The following is a 15,679-nucleotide window of genomic DNA, read 5'->3' on the forward strand; positions in this document are numbered from 1 at the left end:
AGGTAAAAACGGCTGTAGTTTACGCCCCATCGTCGGCAATGCAACCAGGTTAACGATTGCGTAAAAACTAACCATTGCAATGTCCGGCCAAAGCAGTATCATGCTGCGGTTTTTATTGGGTTCCCTCACCCCAACGTATAAAAAGGTTACAACATGATGCAGTTTTCAGATTCGCAGCGCGTTAAAGCGTTGTTCTGGCTTTCGCTTTTTCATTTGCTGGTGATTACCTCCAGCAACTATCTGGTGCAACTCCCGATCTCCATCTTTGGTTTTCATACCACGTGGGGCGCGTTCAGTTTCCCGTTTATTTTTCTCGCCACTGATTTGACCGTGCGTATTTTCGGCGCACCGCTGGCTCGCCGCATTATTTTTGCGGTCATGCTGCCGGCGCTGTTCATTTCGTACGTGATCTCTTCCCTGTTTTATATGGGAAGCTGGCAGGGGTTCGAGGCGTTAACGCACTTCAACCTGTTTGTCGCCCGTATCGCCTCCGCCAGCTTTATGGCCTACGCGCTGGGGCAGATCCTCGACGTTCACGTGTTTAACCGCCTGCGTCAAAATCATCGCTGGTGGATGGCACCCACGGCGTCCACGCTGTTCGGCAACGTCAGCGACACGCTGGCCTTCTTCTTTATCGCATTCTGGCGTAGCCCGGATGCATTTATGGCCCAGCACTGGATGGAAATCGCCCTTGTGGACTACTGCTTCAAGGTGCTTATCAGCATTGTGTTCTTCCTGCCGATGTACGGCGTCCTGCTGAATATGCTGCTGAAAAGACTCGCAGATAAATCTGAAATCACAGCATTGCAGGCTGGTTAAGGGTTCGCTTTATCAGTTGTGATAAGATGAGCCAATCAGCCGTTATGGCCGTTTATCGAAAGGAAGAAGTTAATGCGCAATCTGGTTAAATATGTCGGGATTGGCCTGCTGGTTGTGGGCCTTGCAGCCTGTGATAACAGCGACACGAAAACGCCTGCTCAGGGCGCGTCTGCAGAGAGCAACGCCACCGGTCAGCCGGTGAGTCTGCTGGACGGTAAACTCAGTTTCTCTCTGCCGGCAGATATGACTGACCAGAGCGGCAAGCTGGGTACCCAGGCGAACAATATGCACGTTTACTCCGATGCAACCGGGCAGAAAGCCGTCATTGTGATTGTGGGCGACGACACCAGCGAAGACCTGGCCGTCATGACCAAACGTCTGGAAGATCAGCAGCGCAGCCGCGATCCGCAGCTGCAGGTCGTGACCAATAAATCTATCGAACTGAAAGGCCATACGCTGCAACAGCTGGACAGCATCATTTCAGCAAAAGGCCAGACCGCTTACTCTTCCGTGGTGCTTGGCAAGGTCGATAATAAACTGCTGACCCTGCAGATCACCCTGCCGGCGGAAAATCAGCAGAAAGCGCAGACGGCTGCTGAAAACATCATTAACACCATCGTGATCCAGTAATTCTTCACGATGATGACGTGGCCTCCGGTGCCTGCACCGGGGGCCATTTTTTTAGCCGCCATGTCAGCATCAATGCGATAACCACGAGACCTGCCGCGGCAAGATAGATTACCGGAACCCCTGCCCACGCCATCACCAGCCCCGCCAGCGGCCCGGTAATGCCCAGCGACATGTCCATAAACACCGTGTAGGTCGCCAGCGCCGCCCCCTGGTTCTGCTGCGGCACGGCTTTTACCGCGACCACGCCGAGTGCCGGGAAGACCAGCGAAAAGCCAGCGCCGGCGAGGAAAACGCCCATTTTCGCCATCCACGGTGCGGTGGCAATCCCGGTCAACACCAGCCCGACAATCTCTACCGCAAAGCAGATCAACGCCACATTCAGTCCCCCCAGACGGTTGATACCGTTCGGGAAGAGCAAACGCGCGCCGACAAACGCACAGCTAAACAGCGTCAGGGCAAAGGCTGCGCCGTCCCAGCCTTTGGCGTCATAGAAGAGAGTGATGAACGTGGCGATCACGCCGAAGCCGGTGGTTGCCAGCGCCAGCGCCATACCATAAGGCCAGACGCGCCCCAGCACCGCCCTGAACGGCAGTGGCTTGCCTTTGCTGGCCTTCACCTTCGGGCGCGGCAGGGCAAACAGAATCGCGAGCAGCGCGACGACCATAATGGTGATAGCCAGCCCGGATAGCCCGCCATAGGCATAACAGATCACCCCCAGCGGTGCGCCCAGCGCCATCGCGCCGTAGGTGACGATACCGTTCCAGGAGATCACCCGGCCAATATGGGACGCGCCCACCACACCCACGCCCCACAGCGTCGAACCGGTACCCGCCAGACTTTGTCCAATACCCAGAATCACACGCCCCAGACAGAGCAGCGCCAGGCTGACCAGCGGCCAGTGGCTGGTGGTGGCGGCCAGCAGGTAGCCCAGACCACTCAGAAAACAGCCGCAGAGCCCCACAATGACGATGCGCTTTGGCCCAAACAGATCCGCATAGCGCCCGGCATGCGGGCGGCTCAGGAGCGTGGCGAAATACTGCAGGCTGATGACCAGCCCCGCCCAGAATGCGCTAAAACCCATGACGTCATGGACATAGCCCGGCAACACCGCCAGCGGCAGGCCAATCGTCAGATAACTGGCGAAGTTAAAAATCACAACGGAAACAATGCGCAGATTGAGGCGCAATCCGCTCAGCGCCGGTTCGGCGGCATGCTCTGGCATGGGGTTTAACCTGAATTTTTACAACAGTGTTTCACTATTACCACGGCAGGATAAGAAAATCAGCACTGACTTTCAGATTATCGGCTCCAGACGAAGCGGCCACCGGGCACTACACTTAACGGGCTATCACATTAAGGAACCCGCATGATACCGAACCAGTCCGACAAAGCAGGACTTCACATCTTATTAAAACTCGCCTGCCTGGTGGTTATCCTTGCAGGTATCCATGCTGCCGCAGACATCATTGTCCAGCTCCTGCTGGCGCTCTTTTTTGCCATTGTGCTTAATCCGCTGGTGACCTGGTTTTTGCGCCGGGGCATCAGCCGTCCGGTGGCCATTACTATCGTGGTCATCGTGATGATGATTGCCCTGACGGCGCTTTTCGGCGTGCTCGCGGCGTCGCTCAGTGAATTCTCCACCATGCTCCCGCAGTACAACAAAGAGCTGACGCGTAAGATCGTTTCGCTTCAGGAGATGATGCCTTTTCTTAACCTGCATATCTCACCCGAGCGGATGTTACGCCGCATGGATTCAGAGAAGGTCATGACCTACGCCACCACCCTGATGACCGGCCTTTCCGGCGCGATGGCCAGCATCCTGCTGCTGGTGATGACGGTGGTGTTTATGTTGTTCGAGGTCCGCCATGTTCCTTATAAGCTGCGCTTTGCGCTGAATAACCCACAAATTCATATTGCGGGTTTACACCGCGCCCTGAAGGGCGTGTCCAAATATCTGGCCCTGAAAACGCTGTTAAGCGTCTGGACCGGGGTGATTGTCTGGCTGGGACTGATGCTGATGGGCGTGCAGTTCGCGCTGATGTGGGGCGTACTGGCGTTTCTGCTGAACTACGTACCCAACATCGGCGCGGTGCTTTCCGCTGTGCCGCCGATGATTCAGGCGTTTCTGTTCAATGGCTTTTACGAATGCATGCTGGTGGGGGCGCTGTTCCTGGTCGTGCATATGGTACTGGGCAATATCCTTGAGCCGCGCATGATGGGCCACCGTCTCGGAATGTCGACGCTGGTGGTGTTCTTGTCGTTGCTGATCTGGGGATGGCTGCTGGGACCGGTCGGGATGTTACTGTCAGTCCCGCTGACCAGCGTGTGTAAGATCTGGATGGAAACCACCAAAGGTGGCAGCAAACTGGCGATCCTGTTGGGTCCCGGGCGACCGAAAAGCCGCCTGCCGGGATAACGGGTCCCACAGCGCGTAACTGTGCAACACACCGAAAATTACCGCGACGCTCACCGCGCGGTAATTTTCATTTTCGTTAAGGAGGATTTCGCGTTATTTATCTTGCCCTAATAAATGAATCGTCATGCAAATATTTATTTAACGCAAATTACACGGCATATAATTCTCACCCTTTATTTTCAATGTATTACACCTCCCCTCACGTAAAATAAATACCCACGTTTATATCGACAAAAATTATCTTCATTAGCGATAATACTCCGCCAAAATATAATTTTTTAAAATTACTGATTTAAATTGTTATTATTGATACGGAGTTGTTGATGAAAAAGATCATTAAATGGTTTGCTGCTGTTGCTGTCGTCGGCGCACTGGCCGGTTGCGCGCGTACCGCCCCAATCGATCAGGTTCACGCTACTGTCAGTACGGGCCACACCGCTGAGCAGGTGAAAACCGCCATTCTGAAAGCAGGCCAGAAGCGCGACTGGATCATGAGCGAAGCGGGCCCGGGCGTAATTAAAGGCCGTCTGCAGGCACGCGACCATTCGGTCGAAATCCGTATTCCTTATTCTGCGACAAGCTATTCAATTAATTACGAAAGCAGTATGAACCTGAAAGCCGCCGACGGTAAAATCCACAAGAACTATAACCGCTGGGTTCATAACCTCGACCACGATATTCAGATGAACCTCTCTGCAGGCGCCGCGCTGTAATATTTTCCTCATGTCGGGCCGACATGGCCCGATAACGTTTTTCTCGGCCTCATAAGGTTACGCACGCATGTACGAAAAGGACACCCTCAACGCGCTGGACGCCATTACCGAAGCGCAACGCATCGCTTTTGCGCCGATGCTGTTTCAGACCGCGCGTTGTCTGCGTAATTCGGGCGTGCTTTCCTGGCTGGATAAAAAAGGGAAAACAGGGGCAAGTCTCGAGGAAATAACCGAAAACAGTACCCTGAGCAGTTATAGCGTAAGCGTATTGCTGGATATGGGATTAAGCGGACGGATCGTTACCTGTAAAGAAGGGCGCTATTTCCTGGCAAAGGTGGGCCATTTCTTATTGCATGACACCATGACTCGCGTGAATATGGATTTCACGCAGGATGTTTGTTACCAGGGATTATTCCATCTGGCCGATGCCCTGCAGGAAGAAAAACCGGCGGGATTATCCGTGTTTGGCAACTGGCCAACCATCTATCCGGCATTATCACAATTACCCGCGCAGGCAAAAGAGAGCTGGTTCGCTTTTGATCATTACTATTCTGATGCCGCTTTCGACGCGGCGCTGCCATATATATTCGCAAGCTCGCCGACAAAATTGTACGATGTGGGCGGAAATACGGGTAAATGGGCGTTACGCTGCTGCCGCTATGACGACAATGTTGCCGTGACGATCCTTGACCTGCCACAGCAGATAACGCTGGCGCAGGAAAACATCGAAAAAGCAGGTTTATCTCATCGCATTGGCTTCCATGCTGTCGATATGCTTAGTCATGCGACATTGCCGGGTGAAGCCGATATCTGGTGGATGAGCCAGTTCCTGGATTGTTTCTCTCCGGACCAGATTGTCGCCATGTTGACTCGCGTTGCACAGGTTATGAAGCCCGGCGCGCGACTGTGCATCATGGAACTGTTCTGGGATGCCCAAAAATTTGAAGCCGCCTCATTCAGCCTGAATGCTACCTCGCTTTATTTCACCTGTATGGCGAACGGCAACAGCCGGTTTTACAGTGTAGAGAAATTTTATCACTACCTGGAGCGGGCCGGTTTCCACGTAGAACAGCGGCTGGACAACCTTGGGGTAGGTCATACCCTATTGATTTGTCAAAAAATTGAACAATAGAGCAGTTGAACTGCCCGGCAGGCTTGCCTGTCTTTTAATGATGGTTTTCCGCGGACGCGCGTAGATGAAATTTTCACTGAACATAATTGACTGGCAGGCAAGAGCGCCAGGCCTGAGTGATGCCGCAGAGTGGCAGGCGTGGTCACGCCAGCACCTTACCCTCGACCCGGCTGCGCCGCTGCCTAAGCTTACCGAACTGCCGATGATGACCGCGCGCCGCCTCAACTCGGGCAGTAAGCTGGCGGTAGACCTCGGACTCACCCTGCTTCGCCGCCACGCGATTGATGCCGTTGTCTATTCCAGCCGTCATGGCGAACTGGAGCGTAATTTCCGCATCCTGCACTCCCTGGCGACCGGTCAGGCCGTCTCGCCGACAGACTTTGCCATGTCCGTGCACAATTCGGCGGTGGGCAACCTGACGATCGCTGCGCGACACCCCATCGTCTCGTCTTCTGTTTCTGCCGGGCTGGACACCTTCCAGCAGGCATTATGTGAAGTGTTAAGCCTGCTTCAGGCGGGCTATTCCCGCGTCTTGCTGGTCGATTTTGACGGCGCCCTGCCCGATTTTTATCATCCGGGTTTACCGCCGCAGATGCCCACCTGGCCCTACGCGCTGGCCCTGGTGATTGAAGCCGGGAGCACACTGCAGTGCGAAACCCGCAGCGGCAGCACGGGTGAAGAACCTCCCCTGCCGCAGAGCCTGATGTTCCTGCAACATTACCTCCGCGATGAACGGCAGTTTGTGGTTTCAGGCGAACGTCTGCTGTGGCAATGGACACGCGAATGAGCCGCCTGACTGCCCGTATCAACTGGTTATGGCGTCTGATGATGACCGGCTTCTGCTTCGTGCTGTTTGGCACGGGCGGGCTGCTGCTGTCGCTGGTGTGGTTCAACCTGCTGTTGCTGGTTCAGCGCGACCGCGCCAGACGCCGTCGCCTGGCGCGTCGCAGTATCGCGGCCAGCTTCCGCTTTTTCTTACATGTCGCCCGTGGCACCGGGGTACTGGACTATCGCATTCACAATCTTGACGCCCTTCGCGGGGATCGCGGTTGTCTGGTGGTGGCCAATCACCCGACGCTGATTGATTACGTGATCCTGGCGTCAGTCATGCCCGAAACCGACTGTCTGGTGAAAAGTGCGTTGCTCCGCAACCCCTTTGTCAGCGGCGTCATTCGCGCAGCGGATTACCTGATTAACAGCGAAGCGGAAACGCTCCTCAGTGCAAGCCAGCAGCGTCTGGCCCAGGGCGACACGCTGTTAATTTTCCCGGAAGGCACACGAACCCGGTCGGGAGAGGCAATCTCCCTCCAGCGCGGCGCGGCAAATATTGCCGTGCGCTGCCACAGCGACCTGCGCATCGTGGTGATCCACTGCAGCGAACCTCTGCTGGATAAAAAAAGTCATTGGTACGACGTACCGCCCGTAAAACCTGTTTTCACCGTAGATGTTCGCGATCGCGTGAATATCGACGCTTTTTACGATGCAAAGACACAAGAACCGGCACTGGCGGCAAGGCAGTTAAACCGGCATCTGCAGCATCGATTAACATCAGGCCTTCAATCTTTGTCAGGAATTAATGATGCAAGCGCTTCATCTTGAAATTAAAAATCTCATCATCACCACGCTGAATCTGGACGAGCTTACCGCGGAGGATATCGATACCGATGCTGCGCTGTTTGGTGATGGACTGGGTCTCGACTCTATCGACGCCCTCGAACTTGGCCTGGCCGTGAAAAACCAGTATGGCGTGGTGCTGTCTGCCGAAAGCGAAGAGATGCGTCAGCACTTCTTTTCCGTCGCCACGCTGGCTTCTTTTATCAACGCTCAACGCGCCTGAGATGTGATCCGTTATGACTGAACAAGAAACCATTTATCAGGAAGTCTGCGAACTCCTGGCTACGCTGTTTGAACTCGACCCACAGGAAATCACGCCTGAGGCTCGCCTGTACGAAGATCTGGATCTGGACAGTATCGATGCAGTGGACATGATTGTTCACCTGCAGAAGAAAACGGGGACGAAAATCAAACCGGAAACCTTCAAATCTGTCCGTACCGTGCAGGATGTGGTTGACGCTGTCGCTCAGCTTTTGCGCGACGAGTAAACCACCGTGCCTGGAGGACGAGCGTTTCCGGCGATCCCACTCCTGACGGGAGTCGTGTTGCTGGCGTGGCCATTCCTGATTGGATTGGGGCTGACGCACAACGGTCTGCACTGGCTGTTGCCGCTGATGGCCCTGGTGCTGGTGCTGCGTCTGCATCAGGCGCGGCGAAACGCAGGCCCGATGCGGTATGTGGTGCAGTGCATTGCGCTGGCAGGCCTGGCGCTCTGCGCGGCGAGCTATCTGCTGAAAGCGCATCAGTGGCTGCTGCTCTATCCGGTGGTGGTTAATCTCGTGATGCTGGCCGTGTTTGGCGGCTCACTGTGGACAACCATGCCGCTGGTTGAACGGCTGGCACGTCTGCGTGAACCGAATTTGCCTCCGGCGGGTGTGCGATATACCCGTAAGGTGACGCTGGTGTGGTGCGGGTTTTTCCTCGGTAACGGTGCGATAGCCCTGTTTACCGTGCTACACGGCGATATGCATGTCTGGACAGTGTGGAACGGTATGGTGGCTTATTTTCTGATGGGCACGCTGATGGCGACAGAGTGGCTGGTGCGTCAACGGGTGATGAAAAAAGAGAAGTTCGATGAATAACCCCCTCCCGCTGGGCCAGTGGTTAAATGCTCCACGCCCTGACGACACGCCGATCGCCTGGCTTGACGATCGCACCTGGACGCTGGGTGAGTTGCGCCACGATGTCACCTTGCTGGTAGAAGCATTGCGACAGCAGGAAGGTGAACGCTGGGCGCTGTGCTTTGAAAACAGCTACCTGTTTATTGTTGCGCTGCTGGCCTCACTGCATGCCGGTAAAACCCCGGTCATTCCAGGCCATAGCCGGGTCTCTCTGCTCGACGAACAGCAGTCGCTGTTTAGCGGTGTCCTGAGCGATCAGACGCTGGATATTCAGGGAAAGGTCATTGTGGTGACCTCCTCCCCTCAGAGCGCGCGCCAATGGGCACCGTTGCCCGTCATTGACGACGCGCGCTTTGTTGAACTCTTTACCTCGGGCTCCACGGGCACCCCACGCCGGGTCATTAAGCACATCACCAGCCTGGACCGTGAAGCATGCCTGCTGGCGAACCGTTTTGGCGAACGCCTGGCGGGCTGCAGCATTGTGGCCTCGGTCGTACCACAACATCTCTATGGCCTGACGTTCCGCATCATGTTGCCAATGGCGATGGGGTTTCCGCTGCACGCCGCCATGCTTTATTACGCTGAGCAGCTGGCGGCACTCCCTCACGACAGGCAGTACCTTTTTATCAGCAGTCCGGCGTTCCTGAAACGGCTGGATACCGAGCTGACTGCCCCTCCCGTCGTGATGCTGATCTCCGCTGGGGGAATGCTGCCCTGGTGCGATGTCACGGAGACCCATGGCTGGCTTAACGTCTGGCCGGATGAAATCTATGGCAGCACCGAAACCGGGATCCTCGCCTGGCGGCACCGTCAGGCGGACAGCGTACCCTGGTTCGCCTTCCCCGGTGTGGTGTTCCAGAGTGAAGGGGAAATCTGCCGCGTGACCTCCCCGCTCATTCACGAAGCCGCAGGGTTACAGCTGGACGATATCCTGCACTTCGACAGTAACGGTTTTTTTAGCATTGCCGGACGTCGTGGTCGGGTGGTCAAAATCGAAGAAAAGCGTATCTCACTGAACGAGATTGAACGTCGCCTGCTGGAGCTTGAGGGCATATGTGAAGCCGCAGCATTACCGGTTACCCGCGGAGGTCGTCAGGGTATAGGTGTCCTGCTGGTTCTGGATGAGAAGACCCGTCAGCGCTGGCATCAGCAGGGCAAAAAAACGCAGGAACTGGCCTGGCGCCGCGCCCTGCGGCCCTGGCTTGAGCCGGTCGCCGTCCCCCGCTACTGGCGCATTATCGATGAGATGCCGGTAAACAGTATGAACAAGCGTGTCTATGCGCAGTTACAGGAGTTGTTTCATGAAAATTCATGAAATCGAACGCCACCAGGCACAGCCGCAGCACCTGGAAATCGTTTTGCATCTTGACCCCTCCCTGTTCTGGTTCCAGGGGCATTTTGCCGTACAGCCGTTGCTGCCAGGTGTGGCACAGATTGACTGGGTCATGCACTACGCCACCACGCTGCTGGCACCGGGTTACCGTTTTCACAGCATCCAAAATGTGAAATTCCAGGCCCCTCTGCTGCCAGATACCACGGTCACGCTGGTCCTTAACTGGCATGCTGAACGTCAGATACTGACCTTCAGCTACCAGCGCCATGCCGGTGACGATCGCCATACTGCCAGCAGCGGGAAGATTCGCCTGTGTCAGTAACCTTCCGCCCCTGCGTGCTGATCCCGTGCTACAACCATGGCGCGATGATGGCAAAGGTACTGTCGCGGCTGGCGCCGTTCGGCTTGCCCTGCCTGGTGGTCGATGACGGAAGTGACGAGCAGACGCGCCGTATTCTGGAGCGTCTGGCCGCCGGGCAGCCCCAGGTTACGCTGGTACGTCTGGCGCAAAACGCAGGTAAAGGTGCCGCGGTCATTAAGGGGCTGGAAGAGTCTGCCCGCGCGGGCTATACCCACGCCGTACAGGTGGATGCCGACGGCCAGCATGCTATTGAGGATATCCCCAAAATGCTGGCTCTGGCTGAGCGTCACCCGGAGGCGCTGATTTCTGGCCAGCCCATTTACGATGATTCCATTCCGCGCTCCCGCCTCTACGGTCGCTGGATAACGCACGTCTGGGTATGGATTGAAACCCTGTCCCTGCAACTTAAAGACAGCATGTGCGGTTTTCGGGTCTACCCGGTCTCGCCCACGCTGCAGCTGGCCGCACGCGTATCGCTTGGTAAACGTATGGACTTTGACACCGAAGTGATGGTCCGTCTCTACTGGCAGGGCAATACCAGCTATTTTCTGCCGACCCGCGTTACCTATCCGCCGGACGGGTTATCCCATTTCGACGCGCTCAAAGACAACGTGCGGATCTCGCTGATGCATACCCGGCTGTTCTTCGGCATGCTGCCCCGCATTCCCGCCCTGCTGTTTCGTCGTCGCCGCCAGCACTGGGCGCAGCAGGACGAGGTGAAGGGCCTGTGGGGAATGCGCCTGATGCTGCGCGTCTGGCAGCTGTTTGGCCGCCGGGCCTTTACCGTGCTGCTGTGGCCGGTTATCGGGGTGTACTGGCTTACGGCCCGACCGGCGCGACAGGCTTCACAGCAGTGGACAGCACGAGTGAAGCAGGTGCTGACGCAGCGGAACATGCCTGTTCCGCCACGCCTTAACAGCTTTTTCCATTTTATGCGCTTCGGTAACGCCATGCTGGATAAAGTCGCCAGCTGGCGCGGCGAACTGAAGTTTCATCGTGACGTGGTCTTTGCTCCCGGTGCGTATGACGTGCTGGATGCTGACGCATCGCAAGGCAAACTGCTGCTCGCGTCGCATCTTGGCGATGTGGAAGCCTGCCGGGCACTGGCTCAGCTGGAAGGCAGCAAAGTCATCAACGCGCTGGTCTTTAGCGATAACGCGCAGCGCTTTAAACAGATCATGACCGAGATGGCCCCCCAGGCGGGGGTTAACCTGATGCCCGTGACGGACATTGGCCCGGATACTGCTATCGCCATCAAAGAGAAGCTTGAGCGCGGTGAGTGGGTTGCCATTGTGGGCGATCGCATAGCGGTCACGCCACAGCGCGGTGGCGACTGGCGGGTGATCTGGAGTTCATTTATGGGACAGCCCGCCCCGTTCCCGCAAGGGCCGTTTATTCTCGCCTCCATTCTGCGCTGCCCGGTGGTGCTGATTTACGCCCTGCGTCAGCAGGGTGCGCTCACGATACACTGCGAACCGTTTGCCGACCCGCTGCTTCTGCCACGCGGGGAGCGCCAGCAGGCGCTGCAACAGGCCGTCGATCGCTATGCACAGCGGCTTGAGCATTACGCCTTAATGTCACCGCTCGACTGGTTTAATTTTTTCGATTTCTGGCACCTGCCGGATGCCAAAGAGAAGGAGTAAAGGGTGCTGACCGATCCCCGCTTTACGACCGAAGTAGAAATCACCGTTCCGTTCCACGATGTCGATATGATGGGCGTGGTCTGGCACGGCAACTATTTCCGCTACTTTGAGATTGCCCGCGAGGCGCTGCTCAACCAGTTTAACTACGGTTATCGCCAGATGAAGGCGTCAGGCTATGTCTGGCCGGTAGTCGATACCCGGGTGAAATACCGCGATGCGGTGACCTTTGAGCAGCGCATCCGTGTACGCGCGCACATCGAAGAGTATGAAAACCGTCTGCGCATCGCCTATCAAATTTTCGACGCGCAAACCGGTAAACGCACCACCACCGGCTATACCATCCAGGTGGCCGTCGAAGAAGCCAGCCGTGAAATGTGCTTTGTCAGCCCGGCTATATTATTTGAACGAATGGGAGTTACGCCATGAGATGGTTGCCTGTGCTGGCACTGATGATCAGCCCGCTGGTGAGCGCCGTAACGCTGGATGAGCTGCAGCAGCGGTTTACCGGGCAACCTGTCGTGCGCGCGCATTTCGAACAGGTCCGGACGATTAAGGATCTGCCGCAGCCGCTGCGCTCGCAGGGCGAAATGTTGATCGCACGCGACAGCGGCCTTCTGTGGGATCAAAAAGCGCCTTTCCCCATGACGTTGTTGCTGGATGATAAACGGATGATCCAGACGATCAACGGCCAGCCTCCGCAGACCATTACCGCCGACAATAACCCGCAGATGTTCCAGTTCAACCACCTGCTGCGGGCGCTGTTCCAGGCCGACCGCAAGGTGCTGGAAGAGAACTTCCGCATCGATTTTCGCGATCTCGGCGAAGGCCGCTGGTCGCTGGTGCTGACCCCCACAACGACACCGCTGGACAAAATTTTCGCTACCCTCGATCTGGGCGGCGCGACCTACCTTGAGACGATTCGCCTCAACGATAAGCAGGGCGATCGTACCGATATCGTCCTTTCCCGCCACACACTGACGCCCGCCAGCCTGACCGATGACGAACGCCAACGCTTTGCCGCACCGTAAATCCCTGCGCCCGGCGCTGCTGTGGGCGACGGTATGCCTGATTCTGTTGGGCGTGTTGCTGTCGCTGCTGCCCGGCGCGCGCCTGAACAGCAGCGTACTGGCTATGCTGCCGAAGCAGACGCTCGGGGCAATCCCGCCGGCACTCAACGACGCGTTTATGCAGCGTCTTGACCGCCAGCTTGTCTGGCTGGTCAGTCCCGGTAAAGAACCCGATCCGCGGGTGGCGCAGCAGTGGCTGGATCTGTTGAAAAACAGCCATTCGCTCAGGGAGGTTAAAGGCCCGATGGACGCCGCCGGGCAAAAGGCCTGGGGCGAGTTCTTCTGGCAGCATCGCAACGGCCTGATTGATTCAGCCACCCGGGCCCGCCTGCAAAACGGCGGTGAGGCGCAGGCGCAGTGGATTTTATCCCAGCTCTACTCGGCCTTTTCCGGCGTAAGTGGCAAAGAGTTGCAAAACGATCCCCTGATGCTGATGCGCGGCTCGCAGCTGGCGCTGGCGCAAAACAGCCAGAAGCTACGGCTGATGGACGGCTGGCTGGTCACCCAGGATGCCAGTGGAAATTACTGGTATATGCTGCACGGTGAGCTGGCGGGCTCATCGTTTGATATGCAGCAAACCCATCAGCTGGTAACCACCCTTACCGCCCTGCAGGAGACGCTGAAAACACGCTTTCCGCAGGCGCAGCTGCTCTCACGCGGTACCGTGTTTTACAGTGATTACGCCAGCCAGCAGGCAAAACGGGACATCTCCACGCTGGGCATCGTCACGATCCTTGGGGTTATCCTGCTGATCCTGGCAGTGTTTCGTTCCCTGAAACCCCTGCTGCTGTGTCTGATTTCCATTGCCACAGGTGCGCTGGCGGGCACGGTGGTGACGCTGCTGCTGTTTGGCGAACTGCATCTGATGACGCTGGTGATGAGCATGAGCATCATCGGAATTTCAGCGGATTACACGCTCTATTACCTGACCGAACGCATGGTGCACGGCGCAGAACATTCCCCGTGGCAAAGCCTGGCCAAAGTGCGTAATGCGCTGCTTCTGGCGCTGCTGACGACCGTTGCCGCCTACCTGATTATGATGCTGGCCCCCTTCCCCGGGATCCGCCAGATGGCGGTGTTTGCCGCGGTGGGGCTGAGCGCCTCCTGTCTGACGGTGATTTTCTGGCATCCCTGGCTGTGTCGTGGTTTGCCGGTGCGTCCGGTTCCGTTTATGGTCCTGATGTTGCGCTGGCTGGCCGCCTGGCGACGCACTAAAAAACTCTCTGTGGGCCTGCCTGTGGTACTGGCGCTGGTCTCGGCTGCCGGGCTTGCCACCCTGAAGGTCAACGACGATATCGCCCAGCTACAGGCGCTGCCCAAAGACATTCTGGCGCAGGAGAAAACCATTACCGCCCTGACCGGGCAAGGTGTCGATCAGAAATGGTTTGTGGTGTATGGCGCATCGCCGCAGCAAACGCTGGAACGACTGGAAGCCTTTACCCCGGCGTTAGCCCAGGCCCAAAAAGCGGGGGATATTACCCGCTGGCGGACCCTGCCCTTAAATTCGCTGGCGCGCCAGAAAAGCGATCTGCTGCTGTTGCAGCAGGCCGCGCCGGCCATAACGAACGCGCTGCGAAACGCGGGGCTGAGCACCGTCACACCGAATCTGAATGCCATGCCCGTGAGCGTGGAGGCGTGGCTCGCCAGCCCGGCCAGCGAAGGCTGGCGTCTGCTGTGGCTGACCCTGCCTGACGGCGAAAGCGGTGTGTTAGTGCCGGTGGACAACGCCCGGAACAGCGCCGCACTCAGCGAAGTAGCCGCCCGTCATGCGGGCGTCGTCTGGGTCGATCGCAAGGCCAGTTTTGACAGCCTGTTTGAGCTCTACCGCACGCTGTTAACGGGACTCTTGTTTGTCGCGCTGGCGGTGATTGCCTGCGGGGCGATGGTACGCCTCGGCTGGCGAAAAGGGCTTATCAGTCTGGTCCCGTCCGTGCTGTCGCTCAGCTGCGGGCTGGCCGCGCTGGCCGTCACGGGGCATCCGGTAAATCTGTTTTCACTGCTGGCGCTGGTCCTGGTGCTCGGCATTGGCATTAACTACACGCTGTTTTTCGGCAACCCGCGCGGTACGCCGCTGACGTCGATGCTGGCCATCACGCTGGCGATGATGACCACGCTGCTGACGTTAGGCATGCTCGTGTTCAGCGCCACGCAGGCCATCAGCAGCTTCGGTATTGTGCTGGTGAGCGGCATTTTTACCGCCTTCCTGCTGGCGCCGCTGGCGATGCCTGTTAAGAAAGAGAGAAAACGAAAATGAATGCTTTTTACCGCGCAGCCGCGCTGGTCGCGACGCTGCTGCTGGCAGGCTGTAGCCATTCGACCGATACTGAAGGGACACGTCCGCAGGCCTGGCTTCAGCCAGGAACCCGAGTGACGCTGCCGCCGCCCGGTATTACCCCGGCGGTCAGTTCGCAGCAGCTGCTGACTGGAACCTTCAACGGACAAACGCAGTCCCTGCTGGTCATGCTCAACGCGGATGATCACAAAGTGACGCTTGCCGGGCTCTCTTCCGTCGGTATCCGTCTGTTCCTGGCGACTTACGACGACACCGGGATCCACACCGAACAGTCGATCGTTGTGCCGCAGCTGCCTCCCGCCAGCCAGGTACTGGCCGATGTGATGCTCAGCCACTGGCCACTCAGCGCCTGGCAGCCACAACTGCCAAAGGGCTGGACGCTTAAAGACAAGGGCGATCGGCGCGAGCTACGCAATGCCAGCGGCAAGCTGGTGACTGACATTGTCTACCTGCAACGCAAAGGCAAGCGCGTGCCAATCAGCATCGAGCAACACGTCTTTAACTACCACATCACCATTCAATATCTGGGTGACTGAG

General features: G+C 57.2%; 18 protein-coding genes. 17 read left to right on the forward strand and 1 reads right to left on the reverse strand.

Going from position 1 to position 15,679, the window contains the following annotated elements; all coding sequences use genetic code 11:
* Positions 1-153 precede the first annotated feature (153 nt).
* On the forward strand, positions 154-819 hold the full coding sequence (locus tag BJ887_RS22600) for a 7-cyano-7-deazaguanine/7-aminomethyl-7-deazaguanine transporter (protein WP_020884536.1): 666 nt from the start codon (positions 154-156) through the stop codon (positions 817-819).
* Between the two features lie 72 nt (positions 820-891).
* Positions 892-1,449 carry a DcrB family lipoprotein gene (locus BJ887_RS22605; protein ID WP_014172025.1) on the forward strand — a complete coding sequence of 186 codons (558 nt, stop codon included), beginning with the start codon at positions 892-894 and terminating at the stop codon, positions 1,447-1,449.
* Positions 1,450-1,453: 4 nt separating this feature from the next.
* Here the strand turns inward: BJ887_RS22605 and BJ887_RS22610 are convergent, their stop codons facing one another.
* Entirely contained in the window at positions 1,454-2,671 is a 1,218-nt protein-coding gene (locus BJ887_RS22610) for an MFS transporter (RefSeq protein ID WP_121340479.1), read from the reverse strand.
* A gap of 144 nt (positions 2,672-2,815) precedes the next feature.
* Between BJ887_RS22610 and BJ887_RS22615 the strand changes: the two genes are divergently transcribed.
* From BJ887_RS22615 to BJ887_RS22685, 15 genes are all read left to right on the forward strand, one after another.
* Positions 2,816-3,865, forward strand: a complete 1,050-nt coding sequence (locus tag BJ887_RS22615; RefSeq protein ID WP_014172027.1) for an AI-2E family transporter — start codon at positions 2,816-2,818, stop codon at positions 3,863-3,865.
* 323 nt (positions 3,866-4,188) lie between these two features.
* Positions 4,189-4,578 carry a hypothetical protein gene (locus BJ887_RS22620; RefSeq protein ID WP_020884534.1) on the forward strand — a complete coding sequence of 130 codons (390 nt, stop codon included), beginning with the start codon at positions 4,189-4,191 and terminating at the stop codon, positions 4,576-4,578.
* A 67-nt stretch (positions 4,579-4,645) separates the two neighbouring features.
* Entirely contained in the window at positions 4,646-5,710 is a 1,065-nt protein-coding gene (locus tag BJ887_RS22625) for a methyltransferase (protein ID WP_014172029.1), read from the forward strand.
* A 64-nt stretch (positions 5,711-5,774) separates the two neighbouring features.
* Positions 5,775-6,497, forward strand: coding sequence for a beta-ketoacyl synthase chain length factor (locus BJ887_RS22630; RefSeq protein WP_121340480.1), 723 nt, complete (start codon positions 5,775-5,777; stop codon positions 6,495-6,497).
* Positions 6,494-7,309, forward strand: coding sequence for a 1-acyl-sn-glycerol-3-phosphate acyltransferase (locus BJ887_RS22635; protein WP_025202835.1), 816 nt, complete (start codon positions 6,494-6,496; stop codon positions 7,307-7,309). The genes BJ887_RS22630 and BJ887_RS22635 overlap by 4 nt, the downstream gene beginning before the upstream one ends.
* The gene (locus BJ887_RS22640) at positions 7,290-7,547 is read left to right on the forward strand and encodes a phosphopantetheine-binding protein (RefSeq protein WP_020884530.1); all 258 of its coding nucleotides are present in this window, start codon (positions 7,290-7,292) and stop codon (positions 7,545-7,547) included. Before BJ887_RS22635 ends, BJ887_RS22640 begins: the two co-directional genes overlap by 20 nt.
* A 13-nt stretch (positions 7,548-7,560) precedes the next feature.
* Positions 7,561-7,812, forward strand: a complete 252-nt coding sequence (locus BJ887_RS22645; RefSeq protein WP_014172033.1) for an acyl carrier protein — start codon at positions 7,561-7,563, stop codon at positions 7,810-7,812.
* Between the two features lie 6 nt (positions 7,813-7,818).
* On the forward strand, positions 7,819-8,406 hold the full coding sequence (locus BJ887_RS22650; RefSeq protein WP_121340481.1) for a hypothetical protein: 588 nt from the start codon (positions 7,819-7,821) through the stop codon (positions 8,404-8,406).
* Positions 8,399-9,760: an AMP-binding protein gene (locus tag BJ887_RS22655; protein WP_121340482.1), complete on the forward strand. Its 1,362-nt coding sequence runs from the start codon at positions 8,399-8,401 to the stop codon at positions 9,758-9,760. Before BJ887_RS22650 ends, BJ887_RS22655 begins: the two co-directional genes overlap by 8 nt.
* Positions 9,747-10,100: a beta-hydroxyacyl-ACP dehydratase gene (locus BJ887_RS22660; RefSeq protein ID WP_020884527.1), complete on the forward strand. Its 354-nt coding sequence runs from the start codon at positions 9,747-9,749 to the stop codon at positions 10,098-10,100. Before BJ887_RS22655 ends, BJ887_RS22660 begins: the two co-directional genes overlap by 14 nt.
* Positions 10,091-11,782 (forward strand): glycosyltransferase, encoded by a 1,692-nt coding sequence (locus tag BJ887_RS22665; protein WP_014172037.1) that lies wholly within the window; start codon positions 10,091-10,093, stop codon positions 11,780-11,782. The genes BJ887_RS22660 and BJ887_RS22665 overlap by 10 nt, the downstream gene beginning before the upstream one ends.
* A 3-nt stretch (positions 11,783-11,785) precedes the next feature.
* Positions 11,786-12,208, forward strand: coding sequence for a thioesterase family protein (locus BJ887_RS22670; RefSeq protein WP_014172038.1), 423 nt, complete (start codon positions 11,786-11,788; stop codon positions 12,206-12,208).
* On the forward strand, positions 12,205-12,810 hold the full coding sequence (locus tag BJ887_RS22675) for an outer membrane lipoprotein carrier protein LolA (RefSeq protein WP_025202832.1): 606 nt from the start codon (positions 12,205-12,207) through the stop codon (positions 12,808-12,810). The genes BJ887_RS22670 and BJ887_RS22675 overlap by 4 nt, the downstream gene beginning before the upstream one ends.
* Positions 12,779-15,103: an MMPL family transporter gene (locus BJ887_RS22680; protein WP_121340483.1), complete on the forward strand. Its 2,325-nt coding sequence runs from the start codon at positions 12,779-12,781 to the stop codon at positions 15,101-15,103. The genes BJ887_RS22675 and BJ887_RS22680 overlap by 32 nt, the downstream gene beginning before the upstream one ends.
* A complete protein-coding gene (locus BJ887_RS22685) occupies positions 15,100-15,678 on the forward strand; it encodes a DUF3261 domain-containing protein (protein WP_014172042.1) in 579 nt (192 codons plus the stop codon). Before BJ887_RS22680 ends, BJ887_RS22685 begins: the two co-directional genes overlap by 4 nt.
* Position 15,679 lies beyond the last annotated feature (1 nt).

Origin of the sequence: Enterobacter sp. WPR_3_1, assembly GCF_003635055.1 — a bacterium.
Lineage (GTDB): Bacteria > Pseudomonadota > Gammaproteobacteria > Enterobacterales > Enterobacteriaceae > Enterobacter > Enterobacter ludwigii.

What these genes read in the sequence shown, in the direction of transcription:
- BJ887_RS22605 (WP_014172025.1), top strand. Translation starts at nt 892, where the DNA reads ATGCGCAATCTGGTTAAATATGTCGGGATTGGCCTGCTGGTTGTGGGC.
- BJ887_RS22630 (WP_121340480.1), top strand. Translation starts at nt 5,775, where the DNA reads ATGAAATTTTCACTGAACATAATTGACTGGCAGGCAAGAGCGCCAGGC.
- BJ887_RS22625 (WP_014172029.1), top strand. Translation starts at nt 4,646, where the DNA reads ATGTACGAAAAGGACACCCTCAACGCGCTGGACGCCATTACCGAAGCG.
- BJ887_RS22645 (WP_014172033.1), top strand. Translation starts at nt 7,561, where the DNA reads ATGACTGAACAAGAAACCATTTATCAGGAAGTCTGCGAACTCCTGGCT.
- BJ887_RS22640 (WP_020884530.1), top strand. Translation starts at nt 7,290, where the DNA reads ATGCAAGCGCTTCATCTTGAAATTAAAAATCTCATCATCACCACGCTG.
- BJ887_RS22620 (WP_020884534.1), top strand. Translation starts at nt 4,189, where the DNA reads ATGAAAAAGATCATTAAATGGTTTGCTGCTGTTGCTGTCGTCGGCGCA.
- BJ887_RS22610 (WP_121340479.1), bottom strand. Translation starts at nt 2,671, where the DNA reads ATGCCAGAGCATGCCGCCGAACCGGCGCTGAGCGGATTGCGCCTCAAT.
- BJ887_RS22635 (WP_025202835.1), top strand. Translation starts at nt 6,494, where the DNA reads ATGAGCCGCCTGACTGCCCGTATCAACTGGTTATGGCGTCTGATGATG.
- BJ887_RS22680 (WP_121340483.1), top strand. Translation starts at nt 12,779, where the DNA reads ATGACGAACGCCAACGCTTTGCCGCACCGTAAATCCCTGCGCCCGGCG.
- BJ887_RS22675 (WP_025202832.1), top strand. Translation starts at nt 12,205, where the DNA reads ATGAGATGGTTGCCTGTGCTGGCACTGATGATCAGCCCGCTGGTGAGC.
- BJ887_RS22655 (WP_121340482.1), top strand. Translation starts at nt 8,399, where the DNA reads ATGAATAACCCCCTCCCGCTGGGCCAGTGGTTAAATGCTCCACGCCCT.
- BJ887_RS22660 (WP_020884527.1), top strand. Translation starts at nt 9,747, where the DNA reads ATGAAAATTCATGAAATCGAACGCCACCAGGCACAGCCGCAGCACCTG.
- BJ887_RS22615 (WP_014172027.1), top strand. Translation starts at nt 2,816, where the DNA reads ATGATACCGAACCAGTCCGACAAAGCAGGACTTCACATCTTATTAAAA.
- BJ887_RS22600 (WP_020884536.1), top strand. Translation starts at nt 154, where the DNA reads ATGATGCAGTTTTCAGATTCGCAGCGCGTTAAAGCGTTGTTCTGGCTT.
- BJ887_RS22685 (WP_014172042.1), top strand. Translation starts at nt 15,100, where the DNA reads ATGAATGCTTTTTACCGCGCAGCCGCGCTGGTCGCGACGCTGCTGCTG.